This is a genomic window from Cryobacterium sp. TMT1-3, assembly GCF_004402315.1.
Taxonomy (GTDB): Bacteria; Actinomycetota; Actinomycetes; order Actinomycetales; family Microbacteriaceae; genus Cryobacterium; species Cryobacterium luteum.
Genome location: NZ_SOFW01000030.1, coordinates 32,094 through 44,792 on the forward strand (window position 1 = coordinate 32,094; position 12,699 = coordinate 44,792).

The 12,699-nt window shown below is 67.3% G+C and carries 10 protein-coding genes; 5 read left to right on the forward strand and 5 right to left on the reverse strand.

All coding sequences use genetic code 11. From position 1 onward, the window contains the following. Positions 1-54: 54 nt before the first annotated feature. The gene (gene manA / locus E3O25_RS09185) at positions 55-1,368 is read right to left on the reverse strand and encodes a mannose-6-phosphate isomerase, class I (protein ID WP_134360990.1); all 1,314 of its coding nucleotides are present in this window, start codon (positions 1,366-1,368) and stop codon (positions 55-57) included. A gap of 110 nt (positions 1,369-1,478) precedes the next feature. Here manA and E3O25_RS09190 point away from each other — a divergent pair, with 110 nt between their 5' ends. The 5 genes from E3O25_RS09190 to E3O25_RS09210 all read left to right on the forward strand — a co-directional run bounded on the left by E3O25_RS09190 (position 1,479) and on the right by E3O25_RS09210 (position 7,716). After that, a complete protein-coding gene (locus E3O25_RS09190) occupies positions 1,479-2,657 on the forward strand; it encodes an acyl-CoA dehydrogenase family protein (protein ID WP_092112056.1) in 1,179 nt (392 codons plus the stop codon). A gap of 266 nt (positions 2,658-2,923) precedes the next feature. Beyond that, entirely contained in the window at positions 2,924-4,381 is a 1,458-nt protein-coding gene (locus tag E3O25_RS09195; protein WP_241988554.1) for an NAD(P)/FAD-dependent oxidoreductase, read from the forward strand. A gap of 29 nt (positions 4,382-4,410) precedes the next feature. Continuing rightward, entirely contained in the window at positions 4,411-4,848 is a 438-nt protein-coding gene (locus E3O25_RS09200) for an SRPBCC family protein (protein ID WP_092112059.1), read from the forward strand. A 134-nt stretch (positions 4,849-4,982) separates the two neighbouring features. After that, on the forward strand, positions 4,983-6,410 hold the full coding sequence (locus tag E3O25_RS09205) for an O-antigen ligase (RefSeq protein ID WP_092112061.1): 1,428 nt from the start codon (positions 4,983-4,985) through the stop codon (positions 6,408-6,410). 22 nt (positions 6,411-6,432) lie between these two features. Next, positions 6,433-7,716, forward strand: a complete 1,284-nt coding sequence (locus E3O25_RS09210) for an O-antigen ligase family protein (protein WP_134360992.1) — start codon at positions 6,433-6,435, stop codon at positions 7,714-7,716. Between the two features lie 171 nt (positions 7,717-7,887). On the opposite strand, the gene E3O25_RS09215 is transcribed toward E3O25_RS09210, so the two are convergent. From E3O25_RS09215 to E3O25_RS09235, 4 genes are all read right to left on the reverse strand, one after another. Beyond that, positions 7,888-9,588, reverse strand: a complete 1,701-nt coding sequence (locus E3O25_RS09215; RefSeq protein ID WP_134360993.1) for an HNH endonuclease signature motif containing protein — start codon at positions 9,586-9,588, stop codon at positions 7,888-7,890. A gap of 375 nt (positions 9,589-9,963) precedes the next feature. Further along, positions 9,964-10,443: a hypothetical protein gene (locus E3O25_RS09225; protein ID WP_134360995.1), complete on the reverse strand. Its 480-nt coding sequence runs from the start codon at positions 10,441-10,443 to the stop codon at positions 9,964-9,966. 64 nt (positions 10,444-10,507) lie between these two features. Next, on the reverse strand, positions 10,508-11,482 hold the full coding sequence (locus E3O25_RS09230; RefSeq protein ID WP_134360996.1) for a glycosyltransferase family 2 protein: 975 nt from the start codon (positions 11,480-11,482) through the stop codon (positions 10,508-10,510). Continuing rightward, the gene (locus tag E3O25_RS09235; protein WP_134360997.1) at positions 11,482-12,651 is read right to left on the reverse strand and encodes a glycosyltransferase family 2 protein; all 1,170 of its coding nucleotides are present in this window, start codon (positions 12,649-12,651) and stop codon (positions 11,482-11,484) included. The genes E3O25_RS09230 and E3O25_RS09235 overlap by 1 nt, the downstream gene beginning before the upstream one ends. Positions 12,652-12,699 lie beyond the last annotated feature (48 nt).

Below are 12,699 nucleotides of genomic sequence, written 5' to 3' on the forward strand. Positions count from 1 at the left end.
GTCCGTCCCCGGCTGGAGGCTAGGCGAGGAGCCTGATGGGAATCTGGGAGGCAGCTACGCGCCGGGCATTGCCAGAAACACCTCTCCGGTGCCGGCAAAGGTCAGCGTGCCCTCGTCGGGCGTGACGTAGACGGCCTGACCTCGCTTCAACGGCCGCGACGACCCGGCGCCGGCCACGAGAAACCCGCCGGCCGTGCAGATGGCGATGGCCGGGCCGGTGAGGGTGATCTGTCGCATCGGAACGGGCGTCGCAGACGCCGCGTCAGCATCCGCTTCGATGTGCACGAGCTCGAACTCGGTCACTCCGGGCTGATACACCGACACCCCGGGGGCGAGCACGACCGGCACGAGGTACGGTTCGTGCTGCGGGGTGAAGTCGAGCACGGCGAGCAATTCGTCGATGTCGACGTGCTTGGGAGTGAGTCCCCCGCGCACCACGTTGTCGGAAGCGGCCATGAGCTCAACGCCGAGCCCCGACAGATAGGCGTGGATGTTGCCGGCCGGCAGATACTTCGCCTCGCCGCGCTTCAGCGAGATGCGGTTCAGCAGCAGGGCGAGCACGATTCCCGGGTCGCCCGGATACTCGGCGGCCAGGGCACGCACCGTCGCCAGCTCACGGGCATAGCCGATGGAGGCTCCCCCCTCCGCCAGAAACGCGGCGTGGTCGGCGAGCGCCACGACCCGTTCCACCAGCCATTCCACCTCGCCGGAGTCGCCGCCTCGACCGTCGCGCAGCAGCCAGTCCACGGTGTCGGACAGCCCGCGGGCCAGGTGGTTGTCGAGCAGATCGAGCACGGCGGCCTGCGGTTGCTCGGTCGCGAGGTCGAGCAGCCGCAGCTCGGCGATGATGCCGCGCACCTCGGCGAGCGGGCGAAAGCCGCAGAGCGCTTCGAAGGTGTCACTCAAAGCAAAGATCAGCTCGGGTTTGTGGAACGGGTCTCGGTAGTTGCGGTTGCCGGCGTCGACGGGGATGCCGGCTTCGTTTTCGAGTTCGAATCCGGCGCGGGCCTGCTCGGTCGTCGGGTGTGCCTGCAGCGACAGTGGGCGTCCGGCAGCCAGAATCTTCAGCAGGAACGGCAAGCGCGGGGCCACCGTTTTGCGACCAGCGGCCGGGCCGCCGGCATCCGCTTCGCGCGACGCCCAGTCGACGCCGAGCGCAGCCTCCGGCGCCGCCGCGATCCATTCGGCGAGGTTGGAAAACCCGCCCACCAGCGCCGGATCTTCGATCACCGACGGCGACCCGGCGTGGGCACCCAGCCACAGTTCGGCTTCTGGCCCGCCCGACGAAGTGCGTCCGAGCAGGTCGGCAATGGCATGCGTGGACCCCCAGGCGTAATTACGCGGCGTGTTGGCGATGCCCACAAACATTTTCGGCTCCTTCTCAAAGTGTTTAGACCAAACTACCAACCGACTTCGAGGGTTCAGCTGACGACCCTAAGCTGGCCGCCATCCCCCGCCCTACCTGCAACGGAGCATCCATGACCTTTGAGCTACTCGGCAGCGACTTCTTCGGCTACGAAAACCTTCTCACCGCGCCCGAGCGGGCGGCCATCGTGAAGCTCCGTGCTTACCTCGAAGCTGAGGTACGGCCCATTGCAAACGGATGCTGGGACCGCGCCGAATTTCCCACCCAGATCATCAAGCCGCTCGCCGAGCTGGGCCTGTATTCGTTCGGCTGGGACGAGACCAGGCCATTCGAAAATTCGGCCGTGTTCCGCGGGTTCGTGGCGCTGGAACTGGCGCGAGTGGACGCATCCGTTTCCACCTTCGTCGGCGTGCAGAACGGGTTGGCGGCCGGGTCGCTCGCGGCCTGTGGCTCGGCGAAGCAGCGCGCCGAGTGGATTCCGCGGCTCGCCTCGGGCGAGATTGTGGGAGCGTTCGGGCTGACCGAGCCGCTCAGTGGCTCCGACGCGGCGCAGGGCCTGCGCACCACGGCCACCCGCAGCGGCGACAGCTGGACCCTGAACGGCGCCAAGCGCTGGATCGGCAACGCCACCTTCAGCGACGTGACGATCATCTGGGCCAAGGACACCGCCGACAACCAGGTTAAGGGCTTCATCGTGCCCACCGACACCGCCGGCTACTCGGCCACCAAAATCGAGGGCAAGATCAGCCTGCGCGCGGTGCAGAACGCCGATATCACCCTGACCGACGTGGTCGTTCCCGAGAGTCTGCGGCTGCAGAACGCCAACTCCTTCAAGGACACCGCCAAGGTGCTGCGGGCCACGCGCGCCGAGGTGTCGTGGGCGGCCGTCGGCAACGCCATCGGCGCCTACGACGCGGCCGTGGCCTATTCGAAGCAGCGCGAGCAGTTCGGCAAAGCCATCGGCGGGCATCAGCTGGTGCAGGATCTGCTAGTGAAGAGCCTCGGCAATATCACCGCGAGCCTCGGCATGGTCGTGCGGGTGTCGCAGCTGCACGACGAGGGCGTGCAGCGCGACGAGCATTCCGCGCTGACCAAGGCCTACACGACCAGCCGCATGAGGGAGAGCGTGGCCTGGTGCCGCGAGCTGTTCGGCGGCAACGGTGTAACCCTCGAATACAACGTGGCCCGGCATTTCGCCGACGCCGAGGCCATCTACTCCTACGAGGGCACCCAGGAGATGAACACCCTCATCGTGGGCCGCACGATCACCGGCCAGGCCGCTTTCGTCTGAGCCGCGTATGGGCCCCGGCGGCCGTCTGCACCGCGCCGCCGGCTGCACCGGGCCCGGCTGCGCGTTATGCCGGTAGATTTTGCGACACGCCGGGCGGGGTATCCGTTTAGCACGGCGTGTCGCACATTTACCGGCACAACGTACACAAACGGATGCCCGCCCCCGCGCAATACCGCCGGCCCGCGCCCGAAACCACCCCGCGGACTGTGCGACCGCGCCGCCCCGGGCTACGGTGTCGGAATGAGAGCACACGAGAGCGGCCGGGAGTGACGACCGATCAGGGGCTCGACGCGATCGTCGTCGGATCCGGCCCGAACGGCCTCGCCGCCGCCGTCACCCTCGCCCGTGCCGGCCTCAGGGTGCGTGTGTACGAGCGCAACGGGCAGATCGGCGGTGGGGCGGCGACCGCCGAACTCACCCTGCCGGGATTTCACCACGACGTGGGATCCGCCGTGCATCCGCTCGCGCTCGCCTCCGAATTCTTCCAACGGTTCGGCCTCAAAGATCGCATCGAGCTGAAAGTGCCCGAGATCTCCTACGGGCATCCGCTGCCCGGCGGCCGCGCCGGCGTGGCCTGGCACGACCTCGAACGCACCGCGGCCGGGCTCGGCCACGACGGCGCCGCCTGGCTGCGGTTGCTGGGGCCGCTCGTGCGGAACATCAACGCCATCGCCGAACTCACCGGGGATGCGCTGCTGCGCGTGCCGCGGCATCCGCTCACCCTGGCCAGCTTCGGGCTGCGCACCCTCGAGCAGGGCGGCCCGGCCTGGAACTGGCGCTTCACCGGCGACACCGCTCCGGCGCTACTCACCGGCACCTTCGCCCACTCCATCGGCCGGCTGCCGAGCCCGTCCACCGCCGGTGCCGGCCTCACCCTCGCCGCGCACGCGCACGCCGGCGGCTGGCCCCTACCCACCGGCGGAAGCGGCGCCATCGTGCAGGCCCTCGCCGACGACCTGCTCGCGCACGGCGGTGAAATCGTAACGGATGCCGAGATCACCAACCTCAGAGAGCTGCCGCCGGCACGCGTCGTGCTGCTCGACGTGACGCCGCGCGCCCTCATCGACCTGGCCGACGGCGCCCTGCCAGCCCGCTACCTCAAAGCCATGAAACGGTTCCGCTACGGCAACGCGGTCGCCAAGGTGGACTTCGCACTGAACGGACCGGTGCCATGGACCGCAGACGACCTGCGGCGAGCGCCGACCCTGCACGTGGGAGGCACCCGCGCCGACCAGGCCCGCGCCGAGAACGCCGTCGCCCGCGGCCGCCACGCCGATTCCCCCTATGTGCTCGCCGCGCAGCCGAGCATTCTCGATGCAACCCGCGCTCCGGCCACAAAGCACACCCTCTGGACCTACACGCACGTGCCGGCCGGCTCCACCCGTGACCAGACCGAGCAGATCACCCGGCAGATCGAACGCTTCGCGCCGGGCTTTCGCGACATTATTCTCGCCTCGGCCGGCCAGACCGCCGCGCAGATGCAGAATCACAATCCCAACCACGTGGGCGGCGACATCGCGGCCGGAGCCATCAGCATGGCGCAGCTCGTTCGCCGCCCGGTGCCCTCGGGCGACCCGTGGCGCACCCCCCTCGACGGCGTCTACCTCTGCTCCTCGTCGACCTCACCCGGCCCCGGCGTGCACGGAATGTGCGGCTACCGCGCCGCCCTCAGCGCCCTGGCCCACGAATACAACATCACGACGCCCCCCGACCTGTCCTCCTAACCCTTTCGCACGAACACCAAGGAGCCCCCATGGCCGTGAACTATCGAAAATTCAGCTGCACCGCCGAGCAGGTCTTCGCGGTGCTCGAAAACGGATGGCTCTACCCCACCTGGGTCGTGGGCGCGAGCCGCATGCGCGACGTCGACGCGAACTGGCCCGCCGTCGGCAGCCGCCTCCACCACTCGGTCGGCGTCTGGCCGGCCCTGCTCGACGATTCCACCTCCGTGCTCGAATGGCAGGCGCCCCGCCACGCCATGCTGAAGGCCCGCGGCTGGCCGATCGGCGAGGCGCACGTGACGATCGACGTTCAAGATCGCGACAGCGGATGCCTCGTGCGCATCACCGAAGACGTCGTCGCCGGCCCAGCGCGCCTCGTCCCCACCCCGCTGAGCGATCTGGCCATCGGCTACCGCAACACGGAGACCCTGCGCCGCCTCGCCTACCTGGCCGAAGGCCACGCCGACTGAACGTCTCGCGAGACCGGGCGAAACGTTGCTTCAGCCACCCGAGGCAACACGTCACCCGCTCTCGGGTGAAACGGCGAAGCGCATGCACCCCAATCTCGCGAAACCCGGCGCACCAGGAACGGTAATCTGAACCCATGCCCACCGTGCAGAGCCGCCTCGTCATTCGACTCTTCGCGACCTTCGTCTGGTTCACCGTTCTGGCCGGCCAGTTCTGGCGCAACCTCGGCGGCTGGTGGGGCTTCGGCGCCATCGCCGTGATCGTAGTCGTCGGCAGCATCATCGGCCTGAGCACCCAACGCACCAACGCCCGCAACCGGGCCAACGCCGCCGCTGCAGTCCCCACCCCCAACAGCACACCGTTCGACGACACCCCCACAGCTCGTGATATCGCCCGCGGCCACACCTATCAGGCCGCCCTCGCCCCGCCGCTGAACTGGCGCAAATTTCCCAAGACCATCACCGCGTTCCTGCTGCTGGCCACCCTGTCGATCGCGTGGTCGTATTACCCGGGGGCATCCGCTCTGGGAATCACCCTGCAGCTGATCACCACCCTCGCCGCGCTCTTCTTAGCCGTCACCCTCACCTGGCCGGAGCTGCTGCGCACCCTGGGCGGCGCCCTGCGCTGGGTGCTCGCGCTCAGCCTCGGGTTCGAGCTGTTCGTGGCGGTCGTCGTGCAGGCACCGGTGCTGCCGTTCTTCGTTGACTACGGCACCGACAACGTGCCGAGCGCCTTCTACTGGAGCCGCGGCCTGCTGCTCACGGGCGGCCCGATCGAGGGCATCGTCGCCAACCGCAACCTGCTCGGCTTCATCGCGCTCACCGCCATCATCGTCTTCGTCGTGCAGCTCAGGGCCCACACCGTCAAGCGCAATGCCGGCCTCATCTGGCTTGCCCTCGCCGTGGGGATGCTGCTGCTCACCCGATCCGCCACGGTCACCGTGTCGCTCGTCGCGGTCGTCGCGGCCCTGCTCTTCGCGCTCTGGGCGCGCACCGTGCACGATCAGCACCGGCGGCCGCTATATGTCGTGGCGGCGGCATCCGTTCTGGCGGTGGCAGCAGCCCTTGCGCTGTTCTCCTCGCAGCTGTTCGGGCTGCTCGGCCGCAGCGACGACCTCACCGGCCGCTTCGACATTTGGGCCAGCGTCACCCAGCTCGCCCTCGAACGCCCCCTGTTCGGCTGGGGCTGGGTGAGCTATTGGGTGCCGTGGGTGGAACCGTTCAACGACCTTGCCGTGCGCAAGGGCGTCACCTACCTGCAGGCTCATAATGCCTGGCTCGACGTGTGGCTGCAGCTCGGTATCGTCGGCGTCATCCTGTTCGCCGCCCTGGTCTTCTCCACCCTGTGGCGGGCCTGGTTTCTCGCCGTGGACCGCCCCCGCGTCGGCATTCACGACACCGAACCGTTCGCCGTCTCGGCGCTGCTGCCGCTGCTGCTGCTCGCTGCCCTGATCGCGCAGAGCGTGGCCGAAAGTCGCCTGCTGATCGAAAGCGGCTGGGTGATTCTCATCGTGCTCGCCGTCGTCACGAAACGTCAGCAACACGCGCCCCGACCGATGCCGTAGATTGCGCGCGGTAACTTAGAGGATGCCCACCCTGCACGACGCCCTGCGCCGCGTGCTCGCGTCGCCGAAATTCGCGGCCGCGCTCACGCTCACCATTCTGGCCACCGCGTTCAGCACTCACCTGCTGCGCAGCGTCATGGGCTGGCCCGGCCTCATCGGCATTCTCGGCGGCCTCGTCGTGCTCGCCGTATTCTCGCTGCTGGCCCGCCGCCCCATTGTGGAATGGCACGGCCTGCTGCCCATCTCGATCATCGTATTCGTGGCCTGGTGCGCGCTCTCCGGTGTGTGGAGCGGTTATGTCACCGAGACCGTCATCGGCGTCAGTTACCAGATCACCGTCGGGTTTCTTGCCATCTATGTGGCCCTGGTGCGCGACACGTTCCAGGTGGTACGCGCCATCGGCGACGTGCTGCGGGTGCTGCTCGGCCTCTCGATCGTGCTCGAGGTGCTCTCGGGGCTGCTGCTCGATTTGCCCATCGCGTTTCTCGGCGTGGTCGGCGATATCGACCGGCTCGGCCCCATCCAGGGCGTGTTCGGCTCCCGCAACGTCTTCGGACTCATCGCCCTCATCGCCGCCGTCACCTTCTACGTGGAGTTGCGGGCGAGATCCATTCCGCGCAACCTCGGCATCGGATCCATGTGGCTGGCCGGCGTCTGCCTCGTGCTCACCCGCTCCCCGGTCATCGTGGTCGTCGCACTCTGCGTGGTCGTCGCCGCGCTGGCCCTCTATCGGTTGCGCAGCACGCCCGTCGAAGGCAGGTGGATGCTGCAGCTCGGCCTCCTGAGTGCGGCTCTCGTCGCCGCCGGCGCGGCCTGGCTCGGTCGCACGGCTATCATCGGCACCCTGAACGCCGGCAGCGAGTTCGAAGCGCGCTACTCGCTGTGGAGCGAAATGTGGCGGCTGGTGGAACTGCATCCGCTCGAGGGCTGGGGCTGGGCCGGATTCTGGCCGCAGGACGTGACTCCCTACGGCTGGCTGGAATTCACCACCGGACGCCTGCACGCCACCGGCCTCAACGCCTACCTCGACGTGTATTTTCAGGTGGGACTGATCGGCATTCTCGCGTTTCTCGCCCTCGTACTGCTGGCCTTCGTGCGCTCCTGGCTGCTCGCCTCGAACAAGCGCTCGCTGGTCTACGTCTGGGTGCCGCTCATTCTGGTCACCCTGCTCGTGACGAGCGCGGCGGAAAGCACCATTTTGTTCGAGTTCGGCTGGCTGCTGCTGGTGATCTGCTCGGTCAAGGCCGCGCAGGGCCTCAGCTGGCGCAGCGCCCTGCCGCACAAGCCGCACCCCGACGCCCCGTAGCGTGTGCCCACGGCACGCCTCCGGCCGGTCTCGAGCTCCCCATCCCGCTGGTCGAGGCCACCGCAACCGCCATACGACCAACGCTGGCGGTCCGCGGGCCGCAACAATCCCGCTGGTCGAGCTCGCCGAGACCGCCATACGACCAACGCTGGCAACCTGTGCGACCGTGCGTCAGCTGGCTTCGGCATCCTGCACCCGTTGGAGTTCGAGCATGAGCGGGCTCTTGCTGGCGAGCGGAATCAGCGTCTGCGTCGGGTCAATGGTCGCGGGCGGTTGCAGCCAGAACGCGCCAGACTCGCCAATCACTCGCCAACCTTCCTGGTGAAGTCGGCGGTGGCAGGGGCCGCAGAACAACAGTCCGCGATCAATATCGGTCTCGCCCGTGTCACGCACCCACTGGTCGGCGTGGTGCGCCTCCGTTCGGGAAGGCGGCAGGTCGCACCCCGGAAACATGCATCCGCCGTCGCGCACGCCCATAGCCACGCGTTGCGCCTCGCTAAAGGTACGCACGGTGCGGCCCAATTTCAGCGGATGCCCCGCCTCGTCTACCAGCAGCCGCAACTGGCCGGTGTCACAGAGGTACTTCTGCACCGTTTCGAGTGAAATCGGGGCCGGGTTTCCCTCGAGAAAGCCGTGCCCAACGCGTTGTGGTGATTGTGCAGGAACACATGCCGGCCGAGTCAGTTTCAATGGTTCGGTTGGAGCTGGCGATCCGGCCCCCGGTGTCGCGGCGGCGGCTCCCGAGCCCGGTCGAGCGTTGCCCGGTGCCGCACTTCCCGTGTGGTTTGAGGCCTCCGACGTCCGGCTGTGGGCGTCTGCACCAGTCACGGTCACTGTCACGCCACGGGGCACGGCCAGTCCGGCCCGCTGAAGATCGGCCTGGGTGACGACGATGCGCACGGCCGGCTGGCGTCCACCGTACATTTTGGTGGGGTCGGCATCCGTGCCGGTCTTGAGCAGCGCGGTGAAGCAGTCGGCGGCGATCTGATCCACGGTGCGCGGGTCATTGCGCACCCGGTCGGCCCAGGCTTCCTGATCCGGGTCGACGAACCGCACGCCGCCGCGCAGGCGCGGGCTGGTGAGGCACTCGTACGCGCTGATCCAGTGCTCGCCCTGCTCCGGTGCGAGCAATCCGCTGAGCACGACCATGCCGTCCTGGCGGCGGAACACCTTGAACCGGGTGTCATCGCGGGCCTGCTTCTCCCGCGCCCGGATACCGGCTTCGTCGAGCTGGTCCCGTAGACGGCGAGCCCGGCGGTACACCAGCTCCACGTTGAGCCCAGTAACCTCCGGCACCAGTTCGGTGAGGGCGTCCCGAAGAATTTGGGCCGACACGGCCTGGTCGATCTCGCCGAGGCCGCGTCGCAGGGCGTCGGCCTGGTCGACCGTGAGGCTTCCGTCAGCGACGGCGTGCACGATCGGCGCCTGCCACGGCACCTCCACGATCTCAGATTCCGCTTCGGAGAAATCAAGATCGTTCGGAGGGTTCAAGAGCAAATCCGCTGCTCGTTTCTCCGCTTGGTCCGCCGCCAGCTTTTCTGCAGCATCCGTTTCGCCCATCAAAACCCCCGAGGCGACCAGCTTGACGGCCTCACCCCGCGAGGAACCATTCACGTGCTGAATCATCGCCTCCGGAGTGGCGAACCCCTGCCGTGCCGCCAAACCCTCCCGGCCCAACTCCGGCCGCGAGCGGCGGGCGACGGTGCCGGCCATCCACGCCGCGAACACATCGAGCAGGCGCCGAGCCTCGGCCAACGAGTGCTGACCGGCCAACACGTCAGCCTCGGGCAGTGCGTCGAATGCCGCGCTGCAATCGCCCAGAGAAGCGACCCGATCGGCCGCCCGGCGAAGCTCATCAGCGAGGTTGTTCATACCTCAATTCTCCCAGCAAATCGCACGAACGCCGAATTATCCTCAATACCCGTGGATAATAAATCGAACTGGAATCTGTGGAGGAGCGGCGCCAGCTGGGGCGCGCCAGACCCCTTGGCCCATGACTGGCCATGCTGCACATGGACCGGAGCGTCTTCCGCGAGGCCGGGCTCCTCACGGGTGCCAGCTTGCGGAGCCTGGACGCCCTTCACATCGCCGCGGCACTCCAGGCAGAAGCGAACGAGTTCATCACATACGATGCTCGCCAGCAGGCGGCAGCCAAAGCCGTCGGCCTGCGGCTACGAGCCCCCGGACGAAGCTGAGCCGCAGTGAAACGCAGCCGTTCACGTTTTCTCCCCTCAGCAGCGGATGCCGTCAGCCCGTCTCGCCGGGCATGTTGACCATGCCCTCGAGCTCGGCTTCTCTCACCCGCACCATGCTGCCGAACAGGGTCCACTCGGGCGCACCCATGACGCCGCCGACGATGCAGTTGCTCGCTCCGACATCGACCAGGGCGGGCTCACGGTTGCCATCGCTCGCCTCGACGTACACGAAATGCTTGCCGTCGTCGCGCAGCACGACCATCGAGCTGGCAAAGTCAGCGAAGGTCACGAGCCCGGGATCCCCCACGTAGAACCCAATGGTCTGCGCCTTGCAGAGCGCGTAGGCATCAATCGGTTCCAGCGGGCTGTCGGCCGTTCGCGCCGACGGATCCGGCGTGACCGTGATGGTCGGAACCGGAACCGGCTCGGCGCTCTCAGTCGCGTCCGGCGGCGCGGTCGTTGGCACGCACCCCGTTAGCAGCAACGCGGCCGCGCTCAGCGCCCCGGCCAGCAGTATTCTCGTATATTTCACCGTGCCACCCTCTTTCAGCCACAGCCATGGAACATCAGTTGACGCCCGCCCACAAGGCAACAGATCAGACCGGCTGCACCAGATCGCGCAGCACGTCCTGCAGCCCCAGCCCGAACCGGGAGTAGTCCCCCGCACGCCAGCCGCGCATGATCGGCGCCACCCGCGACGGCCGTGCCGCCGGCAGTCCACTGCGGCGACGCTCGTGCGCGAGCTTCCCATCGATCAACGCCAAGACCGCAGCGGATGCAGCCGGCTCGAACCCCGCCGCCCGTTGCTGCAACGCTTCGGCTCGCGCCAACAGCCGCGCGTTCCGCGCCGTGCGCGGCGCCCGAAGCCGGCCAAGTTTGCCGGAGGCGTCGAGGCTGGTCACACCGATCTGGTTGCCGCCGTGCTGGCGATAGTCGGTGAGTGGCTCCTCGAGCAGGTCGACCAGGCCGGTCAAGGCAGCGACCATGGCAATCCACTCGTCGTGCACCCATGCAGCTGGGAACGGTCGTGATCGCTCAACCAGCTCGCGGCGCACCATCATCGTTGCGCCCGTCACGACGTTGCGGCGCAGGTACGCGTCGATGGCGTGCCCGGCGTGCACGGCGGCGCGATCGGCATCGGACACGCCCAATGTTTGCAGCAGGGTGAACCCGAGGGGATCCCCCGCGGCGTCGACCAGCCGTGCGTCGGCGTGCACCATCTGCAGCTCGGGCCGTCGGGTGAACTCGGCCACCATCCGTTCCACTCGCTCAGGCCACCAGATGTCGTCCTGATCGCAGAGCGCGATGAGGTCACCGGAGCAGGCCGCGAGCGCCTGCTCGAAGTTTGCCGTCACCCCGAGCGCGGCGGGGTTCCGCAGCACCACAACGTCGATGCCGCGCCAGTCAGCGATCACTCGCTCGAGCACGGCCAGGGTGTCGTCCGTCGACCCATCGTCCGACACGACGATCTCGGCTACGGGCAGTGACTGCCCCCGAATGCTGAGCAGCTGCTCTTCGAGATAGGCGGCGCCGTTGTAGGTGCACAACGCGACGGAGACGCGCATTGCCATTAGTTGCGCTTCACGCCAACCGACAGAACACCCAGGAACATGCCCGCCATGATCGTCTGCGAACCAAGCATCATCAGCAGCGCAGCCGGAATTGCTGCGCGGAGAGTGGCGCCGGCTTCAAGCGGGCCGAAGTCGTTCGCGGCCCAGCCGACAAACTGTGCAACAGCAACGCCCAGGCCGATGAGAAAGAGCAGAAGGCCCACAATGGCCCCACTCTCCAGGCTGATGCGTTTCTGCAGCCGGTCGAAGTTACGGCTGCGCGGAATTCGGAACCCCTCTTGCTGCGCATAGATCTTTGTAAGAATGGCAAATAGCACAGATTGATAGCCGACCACGGTGAGCGCCGCCAGGTAGAGCTGACTCGAGTAGGTGAATCCCACGGGTCCGACGACAACAGGACCAAAGCTCAGCAGAATGACTCCGACGAAGCCCAACACAAAGGCGGCCGTTCCAGGAATCAGAAACAGCCAGCGCGGGCTGAAGATGAGCAGAAAACGCAGGTGGCGCCAGCCGTCACGCCAGCTGCGCAGGTGCGGCGGCCGGCTGCGCCCGTCTTTCGCGAGTGTGGTGGGCACTTCGCTGACGCGCGAACCGCCGAGGGTCGACTTGACGACCATTTCGCTGGCGAATTCCATGCCGGTGGTCTGCAGGTGCAGGTCGAGCATCGACTGCCGGTTGAATCCGCGCAGGCCGCAGTGAAAGTCCTTGATCGGCGAGCGAAACAGCATGCGCCCGATCCACGAAAGCACCGGATTGCCAAGATATTTATGTAGCGGGGGCATGGCGCCGGGCTCGATGCCGCCACGAAAGCGATTGCCCATGACGAGTTCATCGCCGGCGCGCAGACGCTCGACAAAGCCGTCGAGGCTGCTGAAATCGTAGCTGTCATCGGCGTCGCCCATGATCACATAGGTACCGCGGGCGTGCTCGATGCCGCCGTTGAGAGCACTGCCGTAACCTTTCTCGGCGATGGCGACCACACGGGCGCCGAGCGACTCGGCGATTTGCTGCGACCCATCGGTGCTGCCGTTGTCAGCAATCAATACTTCGCCGACCACACCGCTGCGCTCGAGATAGCCGAGGGCCTTGTTGACGCACACCGCCAGCGTCTCAGCTTCGTTCAGACAGGGCATGAGGATCGTCAGTTCGATCGTCGAGGTTTGCTGCATGTGAGTGTGGGTCCTGTCTATGTTCTGCGGTGCGCCCCCAATCGTACA

Excerpts from the sequence above, each read along its gene's own strand:
- E3O25_RS09215 (WP_134360993.1), bottom strand. The coding sequence starts at position 9,588 with ATGAACAACCTCGCTGATGAGCTTCGCCGGGCGGCCGATCGGGTCGCT.
- E3O25_RS09190 (WP_092112056.1), top strand. The coding sequence starts at position 1,479 with ATGACCTTTGAGCTACTCGGCAGCGACTTCTTCGGCTACGAAAACCTT.
- E3O25_RS09230 (WP_134360996.1), bottom strand. The coding sequence starts at position 11,482 with ATGGCAATGCGCGTCTCCGTCGCGTTGTGCACCTACAACGGCGCCGCC.
- E3O25_RS09205 (WP_092112061.1), top strand. The coding sequence starts at position 4,983 with ATGCCCACCGTGCAGAGCCGCCTCGTCATTCGACTCTTCGCGACCTTC.
- E3O25_RS09235 (WP_134360997.1), bottom strand. The coding sequence starts at position 12,651 with ATGCAGCAAACCTCGACGATCGAACTGACGATCCTCATGCCCTGTCTG.
- E3O25_RS09200 (WP_092112059.1), top strand. The coding sequence starts at position 4,411 with ATGGCCGTGAACTATCGAAAATTCAGCTGCACCGCCGAGCAGGTCTTC.
- manA (WP_134360990.1), bottom strand. The coding sequence starts at position 1,368 with ATGTTTGTGGGCATCGCCAACACGCCGCGTAATTACGCCTGGGGGTCC.
- E3O25_RS09210 (WP_134360992.1), top strand. The coding sequence starts at position 6,433 with ATGCCCACCCTGCACGACGCCCTGCGCCGCGTGCTCGCGTCGCCGAAA.